Annotated in this window: 21 protein-coding genes; 5 read left to right on the top strand and 16 right to left on the bottom strand. The window is 63.9% G+C overall.

The genetic code is table 11. From position 1 onward, the window contains the following. Nucleotides 1–229: 229 nt before the first annotated feature. The 13 genes from ABEI27_RS12860 to ahaH all read right to left on the bottom strand — a co-directional run bounded on the left by ABEI27_RS12860 (nucleotide 230) and on the right by ahaH (nucleotide 14,078). Nucleotides 230–958 carry a V-type ATP synthase subunit D gene (locus ABEI27_RS12860; RefSeq protein WP_375799805.1) on the bottom strand — a complete coding sequence of 243 codons (729 nt, stop codon included), beginning with the start codon at nucleotides 956–958 and terminating at the stop codon, nucleotides 230–232. A 34-nt stretch (nucleotides 959–992) separates the two neighbouring features. After that, complete coding sequence (locus ABEI27_RS12865; protein ID WP_375799806.1) at nucleotides 993–2,009, bottom strand: Brp/Blh family beta-carotene 15,15'-dioxygenase; 1,017 nt, start codon at nucleotides 2,007–2,009, stop codon at nucleotides 993–995. Between the two features lie 104 nt (nucleotides 2,010–2,113). Continuing rightward, on the bottom strand, nucleotides 2,114–2,941 hold the full coding sequence (locus ABEI27_RS12870) for a lycopene cyclase domain-containing protein (RefSeq protein WP_375799807.1): 828 nt from the start codon (nucleotides 2,939–2,941) through the stop codon (nucleotides 2,114–2,116). A gap of 153 nt (nucleotides 2,942–3,094) precedes the next feature. Then, nucleotides 3,095–3,838 (bottom strand): bacteriorhodopsin, encoded by a 744-nt coding sequence (locus ABEI27_RS12875; RefSeq protein WP_375799808.1) that lies wholly within the window; start codon nucleotides 3,836–3,838, stop codon nucleotides 3,095–3,097. Nucleotides 3,839–3,894: 56 nt separating this feature from the next. After that, nucleotides 3,895–5,649 (bottom strand): PAS domain-containing protein, encoded by a 1,755-nt coding sequence (locus ABEI27_RS12880; protein ID WP_375799809.1) that lies wholly within the window; start codon nucleotides 5,647–5,649, stop codon nucleotides 3,895–3,897. 146 nt (nucleotides 5,650–5,795) lie between these two features. Further along, nucleotides 5,796–7,217 (bottom strand): V-type ATP synthase subunit B, encoded by a 1,422-nt coding sequence (locus tag ABEI27_RS12885; protein WP_375799810.1) that lies wholly within the window; start codon nucleotides 7,215–7,217, stop codon nucleotides 5,796–5,798. A gap of 1 nt (nucleotide 7,218) precedes the next feature. Beyond that, a complete protein-coding gene (locus tag ABEI27_RS12890) occupies nucleotides 7,219–8,988 on the bottom strand; it encodes an ATP synthase subunit A (RefSeq protein ID WP_375799811.1) in 1,770 nt (589 codons plus the stop codon). A gap of 3 nt (nucleotides 8,989–8,991) precedes the next feature. Next, complete coding sequence (locus ABEI27_RS12895; protein ID WP_375799812.1) at nucleotides 8,992–9,315, bottom strand: V-type ATP synthase subunit F; 324 nt, start codon at nucleotides 9,313–9,315, stop codon at nucleotides 8,992–8,994. Then, nucleotides 9,312–10,358, bottom strand: a complete 1,047-nt coding sequence (locus ABEI27_RS12900; RefSeq protein ID WP_375799813.1) for a V-type ATP synthase subunit C — start codon at nucleotides 10,356–10,358, stop codon at nucleotides 9,312–9,314. The genes ABEI27_RS12895 and ABEI27_RS12900 overlap by 4 nt, the downstream gene beginning before the upstream one ends. Then, the gene (locus tag ABEI27_RS12905) at nucleotides 10,355–10,936 is read right to left on the bottom strand and encodes a V-type ATP synthase subunit E (RefSeq protein ID WP_375799814.1); all 582 of its coding nucleotides are present in this window, start codon (nucleotides 10,934–10,936) and stop codon (nucleotides 10,355–10,357) included. The genes ABEI27_RS12900 and ABEI27_RS12905 overlap by 4 nt, the downstream gene beginning before the upstream one ends. Before the next feature lie 21 nt (nucleotides 10,937–10,957). Then, complete coding sequence (locus ABEI27_RS12910) at nucleotides 10,958–11,197, bottom strand: hypothetical protein (protein ID WP_375799815.1); 240 nt, start codon at nucleotides 11,195–11,197, stop codon at nucleotides 10,958–10,960. Between the two features lie 279 nt (nucleotides 11,198–11,476). After that, the gene (locus ABEI27_RS12915; RefSeq protein WP_375799816.1) at nucleotides 11,477–13,759 is read right to left on the bottom strand and encodes a V-type ATP synthase subunit I; all 2,283 of its coding nucleotides are present in this window, start codon (nucleotides 13,757–13,759) and stop codon (nucleotides 11,477–11,479) included. Continuing rightward, nucleotides 13,746–14,078, bottom strand: coding sequence for an ATP synthase archaeal subunit H (ahaH, locus tag ABEI27_RS12920; protein WP_375799817.1), 333 nt, complete (start codon nucleotides 14,076–14,078; stop codon nucleotides 13,746–13,748). The genes ABEI27_RS12915 and ahaH overlap by 14 nt, the downstream gene beginning before the upstream one ends. Before the next feature lie 291 nt (nucleotides 14,079–14,369). On the opposite strand from ahaH, the gene ABEI27_RS12925 reads away from it, so the two are divergent. Continuing rightward, nucleotides 14,370–14,993 carry a methyltransferase domain-containing protein gene (locus tag ABEI27_RS12925; protein ID WP_375799818.1) on the top strand — a complete coding sequence of 208 codons (624 nt, stop codon included), beginning with the start codon at nucleotides 14,370–14,372 and terminating at the stop codon, nucleotides 14,991–14,993. 115 nt (nucleotides 14,994–15,108) lie between these two features. Here ABEI27_RS12925 and ABEI27_RS12930 read toward each other — a convergent pair whose 3' ends face one another. Both ABEI27_RS12930 and ABEI27_RS12935 read right to left on the bottom strand, forming a co-directional pair. Beyond that, nucleotides 15,109–15,603: a type IV pilin gene (locus ABEI27_RS12930; RefSeq protein ID WP_375799819.1), complete on the bottom strand. Its 495-nt coding sequence runs from the start codon at nucleotides 15,601–15,603 to the stop codon at nucleotides 15,109–15,111. Between the two features lie 59 nt (nucleotides 15,604–15,662). Beyond that, nucleotides 15,663–17,045 (bottom strand): hypothetical protein, encoded by a 1,383-nt coding sequence (locus ABEI27_RS12935; protein WP_375799820.1) that lies wholly within the window; start codon nucleotides 17,043–17,045, stop codon nucleotides 15,663–15,665. Nucleotides 17,046–17,239: 194 nt separating this feature from the next. Here ABEI27_RS12935 and ABEI27_RS12940 point away from each other — a divergent pair, with 194 nt between their 5' ends. Together ABEI27_RS12940 and ABEI27_RS12945 are read left to right on the top strand one after the other, a co-directional pair. Beyond that, a complete protein-coding gene (locus ABEI27_RS12940; RefSeq protein WP_375799821.1) occupies nucleotides 17,240–18,424 on the top strand; it encodes a helix-turn-helix transcriptional regulator in 1,185 nt (394 codons plus the stop codon). Nucleotides 18,425–18,551: 127 nt separating this feature from the next. Beyond that, entirely contained in the window at nucleotides 18,552–19,394 is an 843-nt protein-coding gene (locus tag ABEI27_RS12945; protein WP_375799822.1) for a polyprenyl synthetase family protein, read from the top strand. A 73-nt stretch (nucleotides 19,395–19,467) separates the two neighbouring features. Here the strand turns inward: ABEI27_RS12945 and ABEI27_RS12950 are convergent, their stop codons facing one another. Next, complete coding sequence (locus ABEI27_RS12950; RefSeq protein WP_375799823.1) at nucleotides 19,468–20,607, bottom strand: DUF373 family protein; 1,140 nt, start codon at nucleotides 20,605–20,607, stop codon at nucleotides 19,468–19,470. 186 nt (nucleotides 20,608–20,793) lie between these two features. Between ABEI27_RS12950 and ABEI27_RS12955 the strand changes: the two genes are divergently transcribed. Continuing rightward, a complete protein-coding gene (locus ABEI27_RS12955) occupies nucleotides 20,794–21,381 on the top strand; it encodes a hypothetical protein (RefSeq protein ID WP_375799824.1) in 588 nt (195 codons plus the stop codon). Nucleotides 21,382–21,461: 80 nt separating this feature from the next. Further along, nucleotides 21,462–22,457: a radical SAM protein gene (locus tag ABEI27_RS12960; RefSeq protein WP_375799825.1), complete on the top strand. Its 996-nt coding sequence runs from the start codon at nucleotides 21,462–21,464 to the stop codon at nucleotides 22,455–22,457. Nucleotides 22,458–22,462: the final 5 nt, after the last annotated feature.

A 22,462-nucleotide genomic window follows, 5' to 3' on the forward strand; every position in this document is an offset into this window, starting at 1 on the left:
ACCCGCGTCACGACCGTGACAGGGTCGTATGATGGGCCACTACACCACCCGGGCTTGCTCCACTCATTCGTAACCCGGTAGTCTAATTAAGACTTATCATCTGCCGACGGCGCGGGAGCAGTCCCCGCAGGATCGTGGGACCGTGGCTGGCGAGTCCCCTCGTGGGCATCGAAACGACAGAAAACGAGTGACCGGGCCGAAGACGCGATACCAGTCGCCGGGAGCGATCTCAGTCGTCTGCAGAAACCGTCTCCTCCGTTTCCGATTCTGCGTCGGCCTCCGCCTCTTCGGCCTCCGCTTTCTCCTCGGCCTCTTTTTCCTCTTCGGCTTCCTCTTTCTCTTTCTTGTTCTTGATCTTCTTGAGGCGGAAGATCTCCTCGCGCTCCTGCTCTTCGAGTTTCTGTTCGATGTACTCCTTGTTGTCGTAAAGTTCGGGCAGGAGTTTGAACTCCAGCGCGTTCACGCGGCGCTTCGTGACCTCGATCTCTTTGAGCATCTTCTTCATCGCAGTCTCGACCTCGGCCGCGAGGATGATCGTCTCTAGCAGTTCCTCGTACGCGTCGGCCGCCTCGTCGATGCGTGCGGAAGAGCCCAGCAGTCCGTATCCGCGTTCGTCGAGTGATTTCCGGACCTTCGAGGATTCGATCTGGGGGACGACGACGCCCATAATATTCTTCGACTGCGTCGTGATCTCGGGGTGCTCTTTGAGCGCGGCGGCCGCGCCGCGGACGGCAACGTCGCCCTCCATCGCCCGCGCCATATTGAGTTTCGCCTGGGCTGTCTCGTAGTTCCCGTTCAACTCGGAGCGGACGTCTTGAGCCTGATCGAGGATGTCCATAAACTCCATAATGAGACCGTCACGCTTCTGTTCGAGCGTGTCGTGGCCCCGTTCGGAGAGCTGGATCCGATCCTCGATCGCCATCAGGTTCTTTCGGGTGGGTTTGACGTCTTCGGCCATTGAATGCTGGTTGTAAGCCGAGCCTGTTAACCTTTTACTGTTCGGCAGCGAGCCGGCCCAGACCAGCCCGTTCGGCCCGATCCATCCACGTCACGATCGCGACGTGCGGAAGCGTGAGCACGGCGATGAACACGAGATACAGCGCTGCGAGGGTTCGGACGTCGGAGCGAACCCCCACAACGACTGCGACGCCCACGAGCAACGCGATCGAAACCGCGGTCAGCGGCAGCGCATCCCGGCCAGTTCGAAGAAGCGCGGCCACGGATCCACGCTCGGCGAAGGCTGTGCGGGCCGCAGGATCGACGACGACGAGTCGGGCAATGTGGCGGAGCGAATGCCACACGCAGAAATAGATCCCGACGGCGAGGATCGGCGGGACGAGCAGGAAGTACACCCACAGCAGGACTGTCTCGGCAGCGTCTCGCCGCCACGCGGTGCCGCCGCCCTGCCATCGGCCGAGCGCGAGCGTCGCGATAGTCACCGTTGCGAACGCCCCGCCGACTACGGCTCGTGCTTCGGGGGCAAAGAGCCACGAGGCGTCCAGTCCGCCGCCAAACAGCGCGACCCACGCGTCGACGACGTCCCGGTAGCGCCCCGGAAAGCGAAGCAGCGGGACGAGCATTGGAAGCCCGCCGCGGACGACGAGCGTCCCGAGGCGGGTCACTCGATCGCCGAGATGCGTTGCGCCGAGCGCGTCGAGCGCGTACACGTCGCCCTGGCCCCAGTGGAACCAAGTCAGCGCGATGAAGAAGGCAGCGGACGCCGCCGGCGCGAGGTACCAGAGTCCGGCGTAGGCGACGCCGAGGATCAGATAGAGGAGGCCGACTGCGGCGAGCCACCAGATCGTCGGCCGGTCGCCGACCACGCGGGCGGGAGCCAGATGGTCGACGGCCCCGTGTGGAAGCCCGAAGACGACCAGACTCACCGCCAGCGGGGCGTACCGGAGCCAGCGCGGGACCGACAGTGACGGGACAACAAGTGCGCCTACCGCAACCAGGAGTGTTACGGTACCAATCGCGAGCCACGCCGGCCAGCCGCCTATTGTTAGCATCGGCGCGTGGACCGCCGAAGCCGGAGCGGAGCCGTCGGCGGGACGTTCAGCCGGATTCACACCTGTCTGTTCGGGTCCCTCTGTGGGTGCTGGTCCGGTCATCGTCACCGTTCGATGTCGATACCGAGCGCCTGCAGTCGGCTACGCCAGACCGATCCCGGCGCCGATTCCGACGACAGCAACTCGGTCACCACTGGTCGGTACAGCACGAGTCCCTGAACCACGAACAGGTTCGTCACGAGGAAGAACGTCGCCTCCTCGACCGGTAGTCCGAGGACGTACAGCCCCGTGGTGTACTGCTCAGAGAGAATCCAGATCCCGAGTTCGATGGCGACCCGGTCGACGGTGCACAAATACAGCGTGGGAACGAGCGTCCCGATACCGACAAGTCGGCGGCGGTCCCACAGTTGCGGCGCGCCGACGACCCACTGGATTGCGACGACCGGTGCGGCCCACGCGAGGATTGCGCCGAGGTAGAACGTCGCATCCAACGACAGCAGTTGCCACCCGGCGATACCAATGCCAGCCGCGAGTACTAGCGCGAGCACTCTGCTCCTGATGGGATGGTCGGCGGCTTCCCACTCAGTCGGAACCGACAGGTGGGAGAGCCACAGCGCAGTCAACCACGGCTGGACGATGATGAAGAGGTACTCCTCGATCGGTGCTTGACCCACCCTTGCGATGGTGGTTCCGTCGCCGTACCACCAGACACCGCGGGCGATGAGGAGGTTGTCCCACGGCGTCGTGTACACAACCGCGACGATGGTGATGACTGCCACACCGACCCAGTATCGACGGAGACCGACCCTGCTCCAGTCCGTCCCCGACTCTTTGATCCGAGCCCTGCTCACGACGCCTGTGGCGGCGAGCAGCATCACCGCTGGGAGCAGGAACGCCAAGTGAAACTGGAGATAGGTGAGTGTCGTTGTCATTGGTCAGTCTGTGGAGTGCTGAGTCGGGATTGTTGCAGCCAACAGGAAATGGTTACGGACGCCGCCCGGAAGCGGCACCTCAAAACGGGCGATCCGGGTGACGACCATCCGCGTCGGTCAATCGCGCGATTCGATTACCGAAGAGTGGCCTGGTCAGTCGGCTGCTTCAGCGCCAGCAGCGGATCCTGCGGCGTCGAGCACTTCGCGACTCGACAGCAGGATGATCCCGAAGCCGACCTTCGCGACCAAGTCCAGGACCATGAATCCAGCTGTCTCGATGTTCAGCGAGATGACGCCGAGTCCTTCAGTACCGACGATCCACCACACCGGATAGACCAACCAGACGACGACGATCAACGTCCGGAGCGTGCTGAACGTCGACGCGGCGTCACCGGAGAGCTGGCTCGCTTTGTCACCGAGGGAACCGTACAGCATATAGAGCAGGACGAGCAGGAAGCCCGTCGAGACGCCCCACCAGATGATTCGGCGCGCGCCGCCGGAGAGGACACCAGCGCCGCCCGAAAGCGTTGCGAGCGCGCCCGTTCCGATCATCAGCATATCGAGGCCAACGAGCGAGGCGAGCTCGTTGCGGTTCGCCCCAGCGAGGAGGCCGAGGTCGATGAGCAGTAGCGGCGTGGTGAAGAACCAGTCAGTATACCGGGCCCAGTAGATGGGAAGATTTTCCCCACCGACCGTGACGGTCGTAAGCCCGAATCCAAGCGCCATCGACAAGTAATTCACAAATGCGATGGCGGTAATGAATATCGTGACGATGTAGAACTCCTGCCGCCGTTCGTTGGTTTCGCCCCATCCCCGAGCGATGAAGTACAACATCCCCAGGAACATTCCAAGCGTGCCGATCCATAGCCAAATTCCTTCGCTACCAGGTTGTGGCATAGTACAAATTGTTATAGGAGGGTAAAGGGTGTAAGCGGCATACACAACCAGTTGGGTTATTGCTCGGGTCCGCTCTGTGACCCGAATGTCTCTCGGTCGATGATGGCGCCCGCAAGTTTCCGCTGGGCCGCTCGCAGGTGCTGGTGGAAGGTAGACCGACCGATGTCCATCGATTCGGCGATCTCCTCGCCTGTGGCCTCGTGGGGCCACTCGAAGTACCCTGCAGTGTATGCCCGCGTGAGCGCGGCCCGCTGTCGGCCGGTGAGTTCGGACTTGAGATCTGCGACGAACTCCCGGGAGGTTTCGTTTCGCTGCTGGTGTCGGCGGTAGCCAGTCAGTTCCGCGTCAGTGAACCGGTGAGTCGTGGCGTCGGCGAGCGACTGTGCAAGCGACTCCCGGCCGACCTCGGCGGTGACTCTGGCCGTGTCGCTTCCAACGGTCAACTCCCGGAGTTCCGCGCTGTACTCGCCGAGCAGTCCGTTAAAACTGGCGTCGGTGAGCGCGAGTTCGATCACCGGGTGATCTGCGGATTCCGCGAGCACGCTGTGAACCTGAACCGATCCAACGGCCGAGGCCGCATCCTCTACTGCCTCTGTGTCGAGGTCGTTCTCCGTAGCCGTCACCTCGAACAGCATCGCGGACCGGTCGCGGTCGCCGACAGCCCCGGCGTAGGATAGTTGACAGCAGAGTGCACTGGCGAAGTCGACAAGCGGATGCTCGCCGATCGAGAGACGGACCTCAATGACGGACTCGTTCTGCAGGGTTCGCTGGCTTTCGAGCGCGTTGATCCCGATGGCGACGGTCCGTCCCAGGGCCGTCAGGACCGCTCGTTCGTAACTGTGAAAGGTCTCTTCGTGTGCGTACACCCCGATGGCCCCGTACGTGGCCTCGCCGTAGTGCAGAGAGACGGCAGCGACGGCCGAGACGGAGTCCGCCCCGGCATCCTCGATTGTTTCGATGTGGACGTACTGGTCCTCGATCGCCCCGGCGACGGCGTCAGCCGTTGCCGCAGATGTAGCAGGCGACGGGAAAACTGACCCACCGCTCGCGACCGGTGAGTCTTCGAGCGGGAGCCGGGTATCGCTGTCTACGCCGCCGGTCGCCCCGACAGCGTTCCGGACGCGGATCGATTCGTCGCTGGGATCGTACGTGCCGATCCACGCGCCGGCATACGTCTCGTTGACCGTTTCGGCGACCACTCGTTCGAGTTTCGAGCGCGAGTCCGCGCGCGTCACCGCCTCCGAGACGTCGGTGACGACGCCGTCGAGTCGTTCGAGCAGGCGGTTTTGTGCCGTCCGCTCGCGCTCAATCCGTCCTGCGCGCCGGTCGGCCGCCCGTTCGGCACGTTTGCGGCGGGTGACGTCCTGCTGGAACCCGACGTAGTACGCGATTTCGCCGTCGTCATCACGAAGCGGCGCAATCGTCACCTCGTTCCAGAACAGTTCGCCATCGCGGCGATAGTTGCGGATTTCGACCGTCGTCGCGCGACCGCTTTCGATGGCCCCGCGCATCTTCGCGACCGGTTCTTCGTTCGTCGCTTCCCCCTGGAGGAATCGGCAGTTACGCCCGATGGCGTACTCCGGTGGATAGCCCGTGATCCGCTCGAACGCCGCGTTAGCGTATACGAGCGGCATATCGGGGGATCGAGCGTCCGCGATGGTGATTCCCACCGGTGCTTCGTCCATCGCTCGCGTCTTCAACGCATCGTCCACAGCGTCGTCGCTCGCGGAGGTCGGCACTCGCTGCTCGGTCGCAGAACCCTGTCCGGTTGCTGGATCTGACCGCTCATCGATGTCTGCCCTCCGTTCCATACTGGGTTGAAGAATCGTAACGACAAAACAGGTGGGGCTTCGAATCGTCATCGACATCCCCTTGGCGGGGGAAGTGGTGACATATTTATAGACTATCGACAGCAGAAGTCGAAGAATTTTCACTCAGCGAGCGGCTCTGTGAGCGATCAGTCGGCCGTCGCTTCGGTTTCGGTCTCGTCGCCAGCGTCCTCGCGGTAGTACTGGTCGATGAAGTCCTCGTCGACGCGGTTGAGTTCATCTCTCGGCAGCATCGACAGCAGATCCCAGCCGATGTCGAGAGTCTCTTCGAGGCCGCGGTTGGTCTCGAAGCCCTGATCGATGAACTCCTTCTCGAAGCGATCCGCGAAGTCGAGATACTTGTTATCACGCTCGGAGAGCGCCTCGCGACCGACGATGTTCACGAGGTCGCGGAGGTCTTCGCCCTCCGCGTAAGCGGCGTACATCTGGTCTGAGACGTCGCCGTGGTCTGCGCGGGTGAGGCCCTCGCCGATCCCGTCGTCCATCAGCCGTGAGAGGCTGGGCAGGACGTTCACGGGGGGCTGGAGGCCCTGGCTGTTGAGATCGGGATCGACGTAGATCTGGCCCTCGGTGATATAACCGGTCAGGTCCGGAATCGGATGGGTGTCGTCGTCGCCCGGCATCGTGAGGATCGGGATCTGCGTGACAGATCCGTCGCGACCCTCGATTCGACCGGCGCGCTCGTAGAGTTGCGCTAGGTCGGTGTACATATATCCGGGGTAGCCACGACGGCCCGGGACCTCCTCGCGGGCGGCCCCGATTTCGCGGAGCGCCTCGCAGTAGTTGGTCATATCGGTCAGGATCACGAGGACGTGGTAGTCCTTCTCGAAGGCGAGGTACTCCGCGGTCGTCAGCACCATCCGCGGGGTGACCGTCCGCTCGACTGCGGGGTCGTCTGCGAGATTCATAAAGACCACAGAGCGCTCCAGCGCACCGGTGCGCTCGAAGTCCTGCATAAACTCGTTTGCCTCCTCGGCGGTGATTCCCATCGCGCCGAAGATGACGGCAAACTCGGAACTGTCGCCTTCACCAGCTTCTTCCTCCGGCACGCTGGCCTGGCGGGCGATCTGCATCGCCAATTCGCTGTGGGGCTGGCCGGAACTGGAGAAGATCGGGAGTTTCTGGCCGCGGACGAGCGTGTTCATCCCGTCGATGGCCGAGACCCCGGTCTCGATGAACTCCTCGGGGTACTCCCGGGAGTAGGGGTTGATCGCTGCGCCGACGATGTCCTGTCGTTCCTCGGGGACGATATCGGGGCCGCCGTCGATCGGCCGGCCCGATCCGTCGAGGACGCGCCCGAGTAGGTCCTCGGTGACGGGCATCTTCATCGTCTCGCCGAGGAAGCGAACCGATGCCTCCTGGTCGATACCGCTGGTCCCCTCGAACACCTGGATGGCGACGACGCCGTCCGAGGATTCGAGAACCTGACCGCGCAGGGTCTCGCCCTGTGCCGTCTCGATCTCGACGATCTCGTCGTATCCGATGGCCTCGTCGACCTCGGCGTACACTAGCGGACCGCTGATCTCGGTGATGGTTTGGTACTCTTTCATATTAGTAGAGACTCCGGAGTTCGTCGCTGATATCCGATTTGAGGTCGGCCACGTACTCCTCGTAGTCCTCCTGTACGCCGATGCGGTTGATCTTCGGCGCGGCGTCGATGTCGATGATCTTGTCGACCGGGACACCGGCTTCCAGCGCGTCGAACGCCTCGTCGTTGAACGTCTTGATGGTTGTCAGCATCAGATACGTCTTCTCCGGTGGACAGTAGGTGTCGACCGGGTGGAAAGCGTTCTGCTGGAGGTACGCTTCACGGAGGTAGCGTGCGACCTCGAGGGTCAACTGCTGGTCCTCGGGGAGCGCGTCCTTGCCGACGAGCTGAACGATCTCCTGCAGTTCGGTCTCCTCGTCGAGCACGTCGACCGCCCACTGGCGCTTCTCGGGCCAGTCGTCGGCGACGGCGTCCTGGAACCACGGATCGAGTTGGTCTTTGTACAGCGAGTACGACTCGTTCCAGTTGATCGACGGGAAGTGACGGCGTTCCGCGAGGTCGGCGTCGAGCGCCCAGAACGTCTTCACGATACGGAGCGTGTTCTGGGTGACCGGTTCGGAGAAGTCACCACCGGGCGGTGAGACGGCTCCGATCGCCGAGACCGACCCCTCGGTTCCGTTGATGTTCTCGAAGTAGCCGGCGCGCTCGTAGAACTGCGAGAGTCGCGCGGCCAGGTACGCGGGGTACCCCTCCTCGCCGGGCATCTCTTCGAGCCGAGAGGAGATCTCGCGCATCGCCTCCGCCCACCGCGAGGTGGAGTCGGCCATCAGCGCGACGTCGTAGCCCATATCGCGGTAGAACTCCGCGATGGTGATCCCGGTGTAGACACAGGATTCTCGGGCCGCGACGGGCATATTCGAGGTGTTAGCGATGAGCGACGTCCGGGCCATCAGGGGGTTCCCGGTCGAGGGGTCCTCGAGTTCGGGGAAGTCGTCGATGACCTCAGTCATCTCGTTCCCGCGCTCGCCGCATCCGACGTAGATGATGATGTCGGCGTCGGCGTACTTCGCGAGTTGGTGCTGGGTGACGGTCTTCCCGGAGCCGAACGGCCCCGGAATGGCGGCTGTTCCGCCCTTCGCAATCGGGAACAGGCCGTCGAGAATGCGCTGCCCCGAGACGAGCGGCGTCCGGGGCGTCTTCTTTTCCACCGTGGGACGGGCCTCGCGGACGGGCCACTCCTGACGCATCGAGACCTCGGCGCCGTTGTCGAGTTCGACGACCGTCTCCTCGACGGTCATCGATCCCGACTCGATGGCGACGATCTCTGCGGTCTCGTTCTCGTCGAGGGCGTCCGGCGGGATCATCACCTTGTGGTCGATGGTGACCGTCTCCTCGACGGTGCCGACGATGTCGCCGCGGCCGACTTCATCGCCTTCCTCCGCCTCGGGCTCGAACTCCCACTCCTCGTCGAGTTCGATCCCCGGCGCGTCGACGCCGCGATCGAGGTACGGGCTCCCCATCTTGTCCTCGAGGACGTCCAGCGGACGCTGGACGCCGTCGTAGATGGTGTCGAGAAGTCCCGGGCCGAGATCGACCGTCAGGGGTTCGCCCGTGTTTTCGACGGGCTCGCCCGGGCTGATCCCGGAGGTCTCTTCGTACACTTGAATCGTCGTCGTGTCGTCCTCGATCTCGATGACTTCGCCCATCAGACCCTCGTCGCCCACGTAGACGACGTCGTTCATCCGGGCATCGAGATCGCGGGCGACCACGACGGGGCCACTCACGCTCGCGATAATGCCGTCTTCACGGACGGCTGCTTCTGTCTGGCTCATAAGTTAGTCTTCCTCCATCAGGTCGATACCGATGGCTCGTTTGATCTGGTCTCGGAGGCCGCCCGCGCCCGCACCGCCGCCCAGCGTGACCAGCGTCGGTTCGATGCTGGTCTCGACGGCGTCGCGAACCGATCGCGAGAGGTGGTCGAGGTCGTCGTCGTGCATCACGACGATGCCGACATCGTCGTCCTCGAGCACCGCGGAGACGGCCTCGTCGAGCTGTTCGTCTTTCGCATCGTCGGCCACGGTCTCGAACTTCCGGACGCCGGCGAGGCGGAACCCCGTGGTGAAGTCCGGACTCCCGACGACGGCGATCTCCTGGCTCATAGAATCACCAGCTCCTGTTCGATCTGCTCTTCGGGGAGGCCGGCCTCTCGGCCACGTGCGATAGCGCGGATGTTGTCGACCTCTCGCTCCTTCGCGAGGATGTACGAGGCGATAGGGGTGATCGACAGCGGGAACACGTGCCCGAGTTGATCCGTATACTTCAGGAGCGCGACGTCGAGCGCGCGCTCGAAGCGGATGAGGCTCTCTGCGCTCTCCAGTTCGTCGAGTGCCGCCGAGAGTTCGTCACCGTACTTCGACTCACGGATCTTCGAGACGAGTTCGTCGCGGTTCTGCGCCAGCGTCGCCAGTTCGGTTGCCGAGAACAGCGACCCGCCCTGAATGAAGTACTCGGCGGGGTCGATGTCGGCGCCGCTCTGTGCGAGTCGGAGACCGTTCCGGGCGTTCCGGAAATCGATCTCGGCTTCGAGGAACTCGCGGTACTGCTGGGTTGCCTCGTTGACGACGAGTCCATCGAGCAGGCGGCTGTAGTACGCTCTGTCGACCGCGTTCTCGAGCGGTACGAGGACGTCAGTGTCCTCGTAGTCGTCGTAGGCGTCGTCGAGGCCGGGCCCGAACATCGTCCCGGAGAGTCGCTCGACGACCTCCTCGATGCTCGGCGCGTCGAGCAGTCGCTTGAGGAACTCCTCGTCGAACTCACCGGCTCGGATGAGGTCATCAGAGACCGCCTCTCGGTCGGCCCCGGAGTAGAGGCCGCGGATGACGGTCTTGACGTTCCAGGCATCGAACTTCCGCAGATATCGCGCGATCAGGTCGTAAAGCCGACCGTCGGCCCACCGGAGCAGGTCGTCGAACTGCTTGGCGAGGTTCCGATTGAGCGCGTACTCGATGAGGTCGACGCCGGAATGCCGAGAGCCGAGGGCGTTGATCTCGTCCTCGTAGTCGGACTCCTCCATAAACCGGGCGATCTCGGCCGGCCCCATCCGAATCAGTTTGCGGTACTCCTCGTCCCCGTACAGCGCACTTCGACGCGCTTTGACACGGGCTGTCACGTACTCCGGATTGGAACCGCCGGTAGTACTCATTGGTTAAACAGTAGCTCACTCACGTTCTTGAGGTTGTCCTCCCAAACCCCCTCGAGGACCGAATCGAAGGTGTTGTTCACTCGGACGCGGGAGTCGGTGCCCTCGACGACGACGCCGCCGAGACACTCGTATTCGCCGGCGTACTCGAAGTTGTCGTGGTCGTCGAGGAGGTCCTCGATCAGTTCCTCGTCAGAGGCGCGGCCGTAGACGGCGACCGATTCCTCGCCCTCGAACTCCGGAACGGCGTCTTCGAGTAGCGAGCGCGTCAGCGCTTCGCGGCGGTCGCCGGAGAGTTCGACGAGTTCGTCTTCGACCTGCGATCGAACGTCTTCGAGGACGTCACGGCGGGCCTCGAGGCGTTCCTGCTTCGCCTCGAGTTTCGCGCTCGAGAGCGCCTGTTCTCGCTCCTGTTCGATCTGGCGCTCGACGTCCGCCTTGCGCGCTTCGAGGAGTTCCTCGGCGTCGGTTTCGGCTGCTTCGACGATTTCCTCGGCGCGGCGTTCGCCCTGCTGACGTATCTCTTCGGCACGCGCGCGGGCTTCGTCTCGGATGTCTTCAACGACGTTGTCCAAACTCATTGATGGAAAGAGCGGGAGCGCTTAGACCAGGAACACGACAACGAGTGCGAGGATGACGAGTGTCTCCGGCAGGACGGTCAGAATGAGACCGTTGACGAAGAGATCGTTGTCCTCGGCGATGGCGCCCATTGCGGCGGCACCGATTCCGCGCTCGGCGTAGCCCGCGCCGAAGGCCGCGAGGCCGACCGCGATAGCGGCGGCGGCGGTTGGTTCTAGAGCCGGGGCAGCTGCCTGGGTCTGCTGTAGGAGTACTTCTAACATGGTGTTAAGTTGCGACTTGATCAGTCGTCTCCGAACGTGCGTTATTGGACAGAGACGACTCTTAAAGGTTCCCAAACTATCTCGCGAAATCCGTGCGAAACAGCCGCATTCGCCGATATTCGTCGGATCAGAGAATTGGTTGGTCGGGTCGCAGTCCGGGTCGGTGACGGGACCGAAACGGGGGTGGGCCGACCCGCTCGCAACGACTACGCTCGTCTCCTCCCGCCGAGCATCGTCAACGAGGTGGCGCTCGGTGGTGGTAACCGAGAGCAGTCATCGTCAGTCCTCGGTCGTGTACTGCCGCTCGTAGCCGAAGGGTTCGTACTCGCGGCCGCCGCCGTCGAAGAACTTGTTGAAGAACTCGACGTACTCGAGACGCACCGCCTGTAGGCCGGCGCTGGTCACGCCGAGCGCGAGAACCAGCAGATGGCCGAGGACGAGCACGAGGAGGCCGATCAGGATGGTCGCGGCGTCGCCGTGGACGAGTCCACCGAACATGATCTCGGTCACTTCGTAGCCGTGATAACTCAGCGTCTCACCAGATCCGAGCGCTGCGACGGCCCCTGCGTCCGGCATTCCGCCGAGACCGAAGTGCCAGCCGCCGTGGTCGTCGACGTAGACTCCGAAGAACAGGAGATTGACCGTGAAGGCCATCCCCGCCTTCGCGAGCAGCACTGCAGCGATCCGGGTGTACGAGAGAACGTTCACGAGAACGTTCAGGAACTCGACGGCCTCGATCGGTTCACCGGCCGCCAGCAGGACGAAGCCGATGACGAACACAAGCAGCGGGACCGTGACCGGTCCGACGCCGGGGATGGTGAACAGTTCCATCGCTGGGAAGCCGCTGAATCCGAGCGCTAGGACGCCCTCACTGGAGAACGTCGTGTAGAGGAACTCGGGGACGACTGGGCGGAGCGCGTCGCTGAAAACCCACACCCACAGCCCGTTCATCATCAGGAGCCACGAGCCGTTCTCGTAGATCGCGTGCTTGAGGTCGTGGAGTTCGAGGTCCTCGAAGAAGCCGAAGATCCACGCCACGTTGAGGTGGAAGATCCCGATCAGGACGCTCACGACGAGCCACCCACGGGCCCACTCGATTCCCTCGGGCGAGAGTCCCTTCTCGATCGGGGCGTGCGAGAGCCCGATCAAGCCCTCCCAGAAGTACGTCGCGATCAGGTGCAGTCCGAACACTTCACCGTAGAGGATGCCGAACAGCGCCGTGAACAGCCCGGCTGCGATGGTCACGCCGCCCATACTCCGAAACGCCGGGCGGTCCGCGAAGTTGGTGTAGAGGTAGTAGCCGATCGCCGTGTAGATGATGCCGTATCCTAAGTCCCCGATCATAAAGCCGAAGAACGCCGGGAACGTGAGGAAGAGAATGACTGTCGGGTCGAACTCGTAGTAGCTCGGGCGGTTGACCGCCTGCACGAGGATCTCGAACGGTTTGACGGCACCGGGGTTGTCCTGAACGGTCGGCGGTTCGTCGTCGGCCATCACGACTGCGTTGCCGCCGTCGGCGCGGGCGTCTGCGTCGGCAGCACCGCCGTCGGCGGCCGGCGTCGGTGCCTCGACGCCGCCGGTACCACCGGTGGGGACGTCCTCGCGGACGTGGTCGGTCCCGTCCGTCGAGAACCTTGCGCGCTCGAGTTCTTCGATCTCGACGCGTTCACCGACTGCCTCTTTGATAACGCCCTTGAACTCGGTGTACCGTTCGGAGGGAATCCACCCCTCGGCGATGAACGCGTTCTCGGTGGTCGCAAACGACAGCGGCGCTTCGGTTTTCTGGACGTCGATCGAGAGTTTCTCCTCGGCAGCCAGAAGGAAGCCCGCAGCCTCCACCTTCTCCGATTCGAGTTCGTTCTCGACCGTCGAAAGTTTCGAGTCGAGTTGTTGTTTTTCGTGTTCCAGTTCCTTTTTGTACTCGTCGGGGGTGCCCGCAGCGTCCGGAATCTCATACGACGAGAAGTCCGCGCTGACCAGCGTATCAGTCAGTGCATCCTCATCGGCGTCGCCTGTGGGTTGAGCGAAGATTCCAAGGACGTTGTCGCCAGTGAAGACCTCGTGTGAGCGGAGGTTCTCGGCGTCGACAATCGCCCGTTCGATGGCGTCGCGGTCGCCCTCACCGACGGCCACCTGAAGCGTGTCGTACCCCCACAGCAGATCGAGGTCGATTCCGAGGTCGACGAACGGCTCGATCGCTTCGATCTGGTCTTCGACGTCGCGGATCTCCTGGCGGAGATCACTCCGGCGGTCGTCGAGTTCGTTGACGCGCGTTCGGATCGCTTCGAGTTCCTCTTCGATCGCGTCGTCGGTGACGATTCGCGTCGGACCGGCGTCCTCGCCGTCGACGTCGAGGATGCTCTCGAGCGACCGCACGGTGACGAGTCGGTCGGAGGACTCCTCTGCGCCCTTGACGGGATCGCCCGGGGCGAAGCCCTCCCAGGAGCCGTCGTACTCGGTGACGTGCAGGAGATTCAGGCTGTGTGCGGTCTCGACGACGGCGTTCATAACATCCTTCGATCCCGTCACCGAGACCTTGCTCATCTGCTCAGGTCTGAGCATTTACCGCCTCCTCGAACTGGCTGATCGCGTATTCGACCGCCTCGTCCGCGTTCTCCTCGGCGGACGCGACCAGTTCGTTCCGCTCGGCTTTGCCATCCTCGATGAGTTCCTCACGCTCGGCCTCGATCTCCTTTCGGGCCTCTTCGAGCCGCTCCGCCTCGTACTCGTCGGCCTCAGCTTCTGCGTCGCTACGGATCTCCTCGGCCTCGCGCCGCGCCTCCTCGATTCGCTCGTCGCGGTCCGCCTCCGCCTCCGCGACGATCTCGTCGGCTTCGGACTCGGCCGTTTTGATCCGTTCGAGAACCTCTGGTCTCGGCATACTCGTATCACCGAAACTTTCGGTAAGCAGCGTATAAGGTGTTTGCGGAACTCCCCCGTTAGTGACGGCCGTGCGATGATATGACACGTCGGATTCGGGGCGAGTATCGTAGCGTCTGCAGCTGAGTACACATCCGATCGCACGCAGTCGTGCGATCGAGTGAGCGAGGGCTTGCAAACGCTCCTATATCCGGAATCGATCGCGGATACGCCGGTCGAATATTCCTCTGTGTGACAGGTTTCCGCGCTCGGATCCGCACCGTTATGCTTCCCCCGTGCTAAGTGGCGGGCGATGGGAGTCCTCGAAGACAAGGCCAATGCGCGCCTGTTTTACAAATACCTCTCGAAGGTATACGACCAGATCAACCCCTTCATCTGGAACGAGGAGATGCGCGACGCGGCGCTGGAATGGCTCGCCATCGAGCAGGGCGACCGCGTCCTCGACGTCGGCTGCGGCACCGGTTTCGCGACCGAGGGGCTGCTCCGCTACACCGACGACATCCACGGCCTCGATCAGAGCCGACACCAGATGGAGAAGGCGTTCGAGAAGTTCGGGACCCGAGAGAAGGTTCGGTTCTACCGCGGTGACGCCGAACGCCTTCCCTTCGCCGACGACGCGTTCGACGTCGTCTGGTCGTCCGGGTCGATCGAGTACTGGCCGAACCCCGTCGACGCGCTGGCCGAGTTCCGACGCGTCGTCAAGCCCGGTCACCGCGTCCTCGTCGTCGGGCCGGACTACCCGAACAACCGGCTCTTTCAGGAGCTCGCGGATGCGATTATGCTGTTCTACGACGAGACCGAGGCCCAGCGGATGTTCGAGGAGGCCGGCTTCGTCGACATCGAGCACCACATCCAGCAAGCCTACCCTGGAAGTCCACGAGCGATCACGACCATCGCGCGCGCTCCTGACGAGTAGACCGACCCCGAGGCGTACCCGGTCGCTTCGACCGAGGATTCTATCAGCTGGGGCACTGTGGTCGTCGATTCAATTCGCTGTGTAGCGTATCTGTCGCACTCACACGTACACCCCCTCAATCGACCACTCCGCGCACGCGACCCACACGTTCGTTCCCGACGAGCACGGTGACCGACACCGTCCGTCCCGGAGCCAGGCGTGGCGCGTTCGTCGCCGCCAGCCGGAATGAACCGGTCTCACTGATCGACCAGCTGTCGTCGCTGGCGACGTTGAACGGCCCGGTCGGTCCTGCCCGGAACCCGCTGGCCGCGAAGAACGGGACCGGCGGCTGATACCGGAGCGGAACGCCGTCGACCGTCACCACCAGTTCGACCGCCGCCAGTTCGAGCGCCGGCCCGGCCTCGTGTGTCAGCGAGACCGTGTCGTCGTCGAGCGTGAGCGAGAGGCCGACCGTCTCCGACGCACCAGCAGCCGACGTGGCGGTGGCCGGCGGCCCGCCCGTGGCCGATACGACGGCCTCCGCGCTCACGGCGACGACGCCGCCGAGGCCGACGCCGACGAGCAGGAGGAGCGCGACACCGACCACTGGGGCTGCGGCTCGGGAGGTCACAGCGGCGTTGGCCGCCCGATCCGATAAGAAGGCTCGGACGGTCGCGGAGACTGAGCGTGCTACGTCGAGGTATCAGCGGTCGCCGTTCCGGTTTCGTTTGTCTCGTTGAGCGCGCCGTAGACCGCCGGCGTCGAGGTCGGCTGGACGGAAAGAACGACGACCGAACTGCCGTCGATCGCCGTCACCTGATACCGGTTGCTCGGCGCCAGCGTCCACAGCGAGCCGTCCGGTCCGGTCTGTCCGACGACGGTGCTTCGACCGCCGGCCGGTCCGACCGTGATCTGGGCGTCGATCGGTTCACCGGTCTCCGTGCTGTTGAGTTGGAGTCTGACCGGGCCGCCGGGGTACGTCCGGTACGCCGTCAGGTTCATCGCATCTCTGACCGCCGACGTTGGCGACCTCGTGACCACCTGGTCGATCGGGCGGTACTGGTACTCCTGGAAGACCCGTTTGCTCCCGCTGTCGACAAAGGCGACCAGTCGCCCGCGCCTGTGCTCGATGGTCACTCGCGCGCTGTCGCTGTCGGGATTCCCCAGCGTGTCGTCGCGGAGTCGGAGGTCCGCCACCGTCGGGTACGCCTGCTCGGTGACGTTGACGGCCTCGACGAGAGAGAACGAATCGCCGGTCTCACCGCGGAGCGGTCCGCGGAACACCTCACGGACGTACGTTCCGTCGCGGATGACTGCGAGAGTGATGCTGTTCGGTCCGGTCTGAACGAAGAACCGGCCGGAGGTGGCTTCACCGCGGAGCACCGCGGCCGCGTAGCCCCGGACGGGACCGGTGAGCGTGTTCAGTTCGAGTTCGATGTTCCCGAAGCGGGAGGCTGAGATGCTGAACCCGGACGTCGACTGAGCGAGCGACTGCAGTCGGCTTCGTCGGTCTTCGAGTTCACGGGCTTCGGCGTCGATCAACGCAAGTTCGTACAGCAGTTGCCGGGGCGGGAGTTCCCCCTGGCCGTACGCCGCGGCCACCTGCCGCTGGCGGGAGCGGAGCGCGACGATCCGCTGTTCGACCTCGCTGACAGACTGGAGCAGGTACTGCTGCCGCGTCTCGCGGGTCTCTGCGGATTCGATACGTTCGATGACAGACTCGGTCCGGAGGTGGGCGTCTGTCACGTCGGAGGAGAACCCGAGGCCACTGCCCAGTTCGACGTACTCGGTGTCGAGCGTACTCCGCGTCGCCGCGCTGTCGGGAACTGCGAGGACGTTGATCAGCCGTTCGGGCGGCTCCTCGGGCGTTGATACTTGGGCTGTCGGGGCTCCGGATACGGCCAGGTCGCCGAGCGTCGGTGTCGAACCGACGGCGGCCGGTGTCCGACCGGCGTCAGGTGGGGTCGCCCGAGCCGACTGCTGTGAGGGGCTGTTCGGCGTGGCCGCTGGCACGCTCCCAGCAACCGCCGAAACGAGGAGAAGAACTGCGAGGGTGAGCGGGGCGGCACGCATACTCGGGAGATACATCTGGCCGTTACAAAAAACGGGGTCATTTCGAAATGCCACGAAGTTCTTGATATCACCGGACAAGAGGGAGGTGCAACGAGGGGCGCGCCGCGGCTTTCAGAACGGGTGCTGGTGGCAGGCATCGGCGGATAGTAGCGTGATGGAAAGGGTTTTGAGCGTTCCACGAAGATTGCTTGCCAATGCGGATCTCCGCGCCGTTGCTGGCCCTCCTTCTCGTCGTCGCCGCCACCGCACCGGCACCAGCGCTCGCGCTCGGGGCGGATCCCGACGGGGGCGTCGTCGAACCACAAGTGACGGATGGAGAGTCGACGCTCCCGCAAACCAGCGTCACAATCTCCCTGCGTCCCGATCGGAGCGCGTACTGGCAGGTCGAGATGCAATACCCACTCGAGACCGAAAACGAGACACAAGGGTTCAGACGAATTGCGTCCCGCTACGAGAACGAGCAAGGGGTCGTGGGACCGCGCGTAATGCTGTTCGAGGCGCTGAGCCAGCAGGCCAGCGAGGCGACCGGTCGGGAGATGTCGATCACGAACGTCACGTACCGCGGTTCGGTCGATGCTGACCGGGGGACCGGCACGCTCGCGCTCACCTTCACCTGGATCAACTTCCTCGAACAGGGCGACAACCAGACGCTCGTGCTCGAAGACGTGTTCTCGCTTCCGAGCGCCGAGGAGGACGACCGACAGACGTGGCTCTCGATCTTCGACGCCGACCAGACGATCCGGATCCGACCGCCCGACGGATACACCGTGACGAGTACGAGCATCGCCGTCCAGCAGCGCGAGAGTGCGATCATCTTCACCGAACCCTCTGACTTTGAGGGCGACCGCGACCTCCGGATCGTGTACTCCACCGTCGGCCCGGCGGATCGGCTGCCCCTGAGCCTCATCGGCGGCGGCGCGGTTATCGCGGTGGCGATTGCGGCCGGCGCGTGGGTGCTTCGCGGCCGACAGACCGTCCAGCCGGATCGACGGAGAGCGTCCGGTGACGAGGTCACGCGGCCGGAAGGGCCAGCAGACGAGCCCCACAGTAGTGAGGCGGCCCCTCCGGCAGGTGTCTCTGAGCACTCCGATGCCACACCGACGACCGACACCGAGAGGGACGTCGACGACGCTGACGACGAGAGCGAGGGCATCGATCCCTCGCTGCTCTCGGACGAGGAGCGCGTCGAACACCTGCTGGAGCAGAACGGCGGGCGGATGAAACAGGCCACAATCGTCGACGAGACGGGCTGGTCGGACGCGAAGGTCTCGCAACTCCTGTCGACAATGGCGGACGAAGGACGAGTCAATAAACTCCGCTTGGGCCGTGAGAACCTGATTTCGCTTCCCGACGACGAGCAGAACGGAACGGACGAATAACGCACGGATCTGTTGCGGTAGTCGGGTCGGCGCCCCCCGGTTCCGGTGACAACTCGGAACCACCTCGGGAGACGAATCGGGGTCGCTTCCGGAACCTCTTTTGCCGCGCCATCCTCAGCGAGGGATAATGGAGTATCTGGAGCGTCGGGTCTCGATGGTCGAAGACCGCCTGGAGGAGGTCATCGAGGCCGTCGATCCGCCGGAACTCTCCGCGGAAGTCGCCCACGTCGCGCTGGCCGGCGGCAAGCGCGTGCGTCCGGCGGTGACCGTCCTCGCGTGCGAAGCGTGCGGTGGCGATCCTGACGCCGCCGTCGATTTCGCGGTCGCGATCGAACTCGTCCACAACGCCTCACTCGTCATCGACGACATCATCGACCGTTCGGACGTCCGCCGCGGGACGGCGAGCGCCTGGTCCGAGTACGGATACGGCCCCGCGATCGTCGCCTCGGACGGTCTGCTGGGCGAAGCGTTCGCACTCCTTTCACAGAACGATCAGGCGACCCAGATCGTCGCCGAGTCGATGGTCGAACTCGGGGAGGGAGAGGCCACCGAGTTGGTAGCGCAGCCGACGGACGAAGCGGAGTATATGGAACTCGCGCGCCGGAAGACCGGGGCGCTGTTCCGCGCGGCAGCCGAGTTGGGCGCGGTCGCGGCAGGGGCCGACCCCTTCACCGTCGAGGCGTTCGGCGAGTACGCCGAACGGGTGGGCGTCGCTTTCCAGATCCGCGACGACGTCCTCGACGCCACCGCCGAGGCCGAGGAGTTGGGTAAGCCGACCGGCCAGGACGCCGAGATGGATCGCCCCTCGCTGGTGCAGGTGACGGACCTCACTGCGGCGGAGGCAAACGAGCGAGCGCACGAACAGTCGAGTCAGGCGCTCAGCGCGCTGGAGGCCTCGGAGGTCGACGATAGCGAGCCGCTGGGCTACTTACAGGATCTCGCCGAGTTTGTCGTCGTCCGCAAGCGGTAGCGCCTGCGAGGAGTCATCCGCGACCCGTGCGGTCTGCGAGGAACTCCCCACGAGCCGTGCGATCTCAGAGCGATTACCCGCGCGCCGCATCGGTATCGGTTTCCGGACTGGTAGGATACCGCGATTCCGCTATCGCGAACACGAGCGTGCTGAACACGCCCAGAAGCGTCCCCGCGGTGAGCCCGATTGCCAGTTCCGTGAGTGAAAACCACTGTACTCCGTCGATCCCGCGCGGCAGGAAGAACCCCGAGACGACGTAGAGAACCATCGCGATGGCCATCACGTAGAACGGCGCGTTCAGGTAGCGCCACTTGAAGCGGTCGGCGAGATACTCGTCTGTGACTTGTCCGAGGCTCGAAGTGACGCCAGCGGCGGCGAACCACTGGACGGCCCCGTGAACGAGCGCGGCCAGAACGATTGGCGCAGTAGGATCGAGGACACTCGCGCGAACGGTCTCGGAGAGCGCGTAACCGCGAAACCCGCCGACGACGAGCAGCGCAGCGGCGGCGACGTAGGTGATGAGCGTGACCCGGCCCTCGTAGAGAACGTCTCTGATGCGGGCTGCGGTGTCGTCGACCGCGTCTTCGAGACCCAGTCCACGGAAGAGCGTGTAGAGGCCCAGTAGCGCGGAGATGACCCCCAGCACGACCGCACCGGGAACGTCGAAGAAACTCGCGATAGTGACGAACGGGTAGATGAGAAGTAAAATGCCGAGCGGGACCAGAATCGTCCCGCGGGTTTCGGGATCCGCCAGGACCTGTTTCATCGTGTAGTACATCGACTCCAGATCCTGTGCCTGGCGGACAATGACCCGGCGGACGCTGTCGATCGGAACCCGCGATCGGACGATCGGCAGGACCGACTCGTCCTGCGCGCCGTCAGTAATGACGATGGCGCTCACGTTCTCCCCGGTCGACAGTCCCGCGAGCACGCGGTCGATCTCCTCGCCGATCGCGCGGTTGGCTTTCACGTCACCGGCCTGAGCCCCGGTGACGGCGGCGACAGTGACCTCCTCGGTGACGTCGGGATCGACCTCGAGGTCGTCGTGCTCGTGAATGCCCTGAAAGAGGACGTTGACGTCGGAGTCCTCCGGGTCGGCGGTCGCGAGGTCCACGGCGGCCGATTCGACGGCGTCCCGACCGACGGCGGGGGTGTCCAGCCCCGTCTTGCGGCCGAGGTCGTCGTCGAGATCGACACAGAGGACCAGCAGCATCTACGTGGAGTACGTAATCGCAGTATATCTGCTTTCGGGAGTAGCCGGACGAACGTGGAGACAGGTCCGCCGAAAACGGGAGACGGATGATTGCAGGAGACGAACTACGAGGGACAGACGAGTGGAGTGACAACGGCGAATCGGCCGTCGGAGTATTGTGCCTCGGGGTATGACACATAATCACGTGTGGAACGACAAGTTGCGACGTTAGTGGTGGTCGGACTCGTGCTGCTTGCTGGATGCGGTACGACCGTACAGGAGACCGACAAGCCGACGCGAAACGCGACGATGTCGCTGTCGGGGTACGAGCGGACGGCAGACGTCTCGCCGGTCGAGATGCGGATGTTCTGGGATCGTACCTCGAACTGGGAGGATCCACAAAACCGATCCGTGCGGGTTTCGAGCCGCGCCCGCACATACGACAATGTCAGCGGGGCAGACACCGTCGTCGTCTACACGACTCCGGAGAAGACGTACGCCGGGGAGTACCGTATTCAGGCGATGTCGCCGGCAGACCGGGCACGGATGGCCACTGAGTCGGTCGAGTTCCCCTCGTTCGGCAACGAGACACAGCGCAACTACACGGCGTCGATACTCGACCGAGAACGGACTGTCCGAGTGCTCCCCGGTGCTGCGGGGACGCCCGTCCACGTCACGCACACTGCTCGTAACGACGCTGTCGTCGTCGTTGTCATCAGTGGGGCCAACAGATCGACCGTCGAGCGTGCCCTCGGCAGCGTCTCGTTCCGCGGTGGGACTGCCAGTGCCGGGTGAGGTCTCGCTTGTCGGCCGAACGTTCCAGATCTGTTCCACATAGCACGACTTTTGAGTCTCGGACCGGTAGGAAGAGACGAATGATATCGAAGGGCTGTGAGCAGTGCGCGAAGGGCGGAAAGATGGTGCTTTTCGTCTATGGTTACTGTGACCAGCGCGACTGCTTTTACTGCCCGCTCGGCGAGAACCGGAAGAACGTCACGGACGTCTACGCCAACGAGCGACTCGTTGAGTCCGACGACGACGTGATCGAGGAGGCCAAGCGGATGAGCGCACTCGGCACCTCGATCACCGGCGGCGAACCGCAGGAGGCGATGGCGAAGACGACGCGGTACCTCTCGCTGTTGAAAGACGAGTTCGGGGAGGACCACCACACGCACCTCTACACCGGCATCACCGGCGGTCGGGAGAATATGCGACGCCTCGCGGAGGCGGGACTCGACGAGATTCGGTTCCACCCGCCGTACGAACTGTGGGGCGACCTCCACGGGACCGAGTGGGAAGAGATCCTCTACATCGCCCGCGAAGAGGGGCTCACTCCGGCGTTCGAGATTCCCGGAATACGCGCCGAGGAGGAGTTCATAGAGTTCCTCGACGAGGGCGCAGCCGAGTTCTGTAACGTCAACGAGTTCGAGATGAGCGACGGGAACTACCGGCGGATGCAAGAGCAGGGTTTCGAGTTACAAGACGGGCATATGTCCGCCGTCGACGGCTCGAAGGAGGAGATCCTGGAGACAATGGGCGATCACGAACGGGTCTATTTCTGTACCTCCGTGTTCAAGGACGCTGCTCAGCACCGCAATCGTCTCAAGCGGATGGCACGGAACATCCGTCGCCCGTTCGACGAGGTGACCGACGACGGGACGCTCGTCTACGGGAAGACCTGGATCTCGCCCGAGGAACTCGACGCTCTCGGCGTCCCCGAGGAGTTCTACACGGTCAAGTCCGATCACGTCGAGGTGGCGTGGTGGCTGCTTGAGGAGATGATCGAGGAAGGCGACCTCTCCGAGGGGGAGATCGTCGAGCAGTATCCGACGGCCGATGGGACGGTCGTCGAGCGGACGCCGCTAGCATAGTCCGG

This window comes from Halobellus sp., from assembly GCF_042218505.1.
Taxonomy (GTDB): domain Archaea; phylum Halobacteriota; class Halobacteria; order Halobacteriales; family Haloferacaceae; genus Haloquadratum.

Bases quoted from the DNA above. Each gene is read 5' to 3' on its own strand.
- ABEI27_RS12945 (WP_375799822.1), top strand. From the start codon at position 18,552: ATGGAGTATCTGGAGCGTCGGGTCTCGATGGTCGAAGACCGCCTGGAG.
- ABEI27_RS12890 (WP_375799811.1), bottom strand. From the start codon at position 8,988: ATGAGCCAGACAGAAGCAGCCGTCCGTGAAGACGGCATTATCGCGAGC.
- ABEI27_RS12925 (WP_375799818.1), top strand. From the start codon at position 14,370: ATGGGAGTCCTCGAAGACAAGGCCAATGCGCGCCTGTTTTACAAATAC.
- ABEI27_RS12865 (WP_375799806.1), bottom strand. From the start codon at position 2,009: ATGCTAACAATAGGCGGCTGGCCGGCGTGGCTCGCGATTGGTACCGTA.
- ABEI27_RS12880 (WP_375799809.1), bottom strand. From the start codon at position 5,649: ATGGAACGGAGGGCAGACATCGATGAGCGGTCAGATCCAGCAACCGGA.
- ABEI27_RS12885 (WP_375799810.1), bottom strand. From the start codon at position 7,217: ATGAAAGAGTACCAAACCATCACCGAGATCAGCGGTCCGCTAGTGTAC.
- ABEI27_RS12910 (WP_375799815.1), bottom strand. From the start codon at position 11,197: ATGTTAGAAGTACTCCTACAGCAGACCCAGGCAGCTGCCCCGGCTCTA.
- ABEI27_RS12895 (WP_375799812.1), bottom strand. From the start codon at position 9,315: ATGAGCCAGGAGATCGCCGTCGTCGGGAGTCCGGACTTCACCACGGGG.
- ABEI27_RS12950 (WP_375799823.1), bottom strand. From the start codon at position 20,607: ATGCTGCTGGTCCTCTGTGTCGATCTCGACGACGACCTCGGCCGCAAG.
- ABEI27_RS12860 (WP_375799805.1), bottom strand. From the start codon at position 958: ATGGCCGAAGACGTCAAACCCACCCGAAAGAACCTGATGGCGATCGAG.
- ABEI27_RS12935 (WP_375799820.1), bottom strand. From the start codon at position 17,045: ATGCGTGCCGCCCCGCTCACCCTCGCAGTTCTTCTCCTCGTTTCGGCG.
- ahaH (WP_375799817.1), bottom strand. From the start codon at position 14,078: ATGCCGAGACCAGAGGTTCTCGAACGGATCAAAACGGCCGAGTCCGAA.
- ABEI27_RS12940 (WP_375799821.1), top strand. From the start codon at position 17,240: ATGCGGATCTCCGCGCCGTTGCTGGCCCTCCTTCTCGTCGTCGCCGCC.
- ABEI27_RS12905 (WP_375799814.1), bottom strand. From the start codon at position 10,936: ATGAGTTTGGACAACGTCGTTGAAGACATCCGAGACGAAGCCCGCGCG.
- ABEI27_RS12960 (WP_375799825.1), top strand. From the start codon at position 21,462: ATGATATCGAAGGGCTGTGAGCAGTGCGCGAAGGGCGGAAAGATGGTG.
- ABEI27_RS12915 (WP_375799816.1), bottom strand. From the start codon at position 13,759: ATGCTCAGACCTGAGCAGATGAGCAAGGTCTCGGTGACGGGATCGAAG.
- ABEI27_RS12870 (WP_375799807.1), bottom strand. From the start codon at position 2,941: ATGACAACGACACTCACCTATCTCCAGTTTCACTTGGCGTTCCTGCTC.
- ABEI27_RS12875 (WP_375799808.1), bottom strand. From the start codon at position 3,838: ATGCCACAACCTGGTAGCGAAGGAATTTGGCTATGGATCGGCACGCTT.
- ABEI27_RS12900 (WP_375799813.1), bottom strand. From the start codon at position 10,358: ATGAGTACTACCGGCGGTTCCAATCCGGAGTACGTGACAGCCCGTGTC.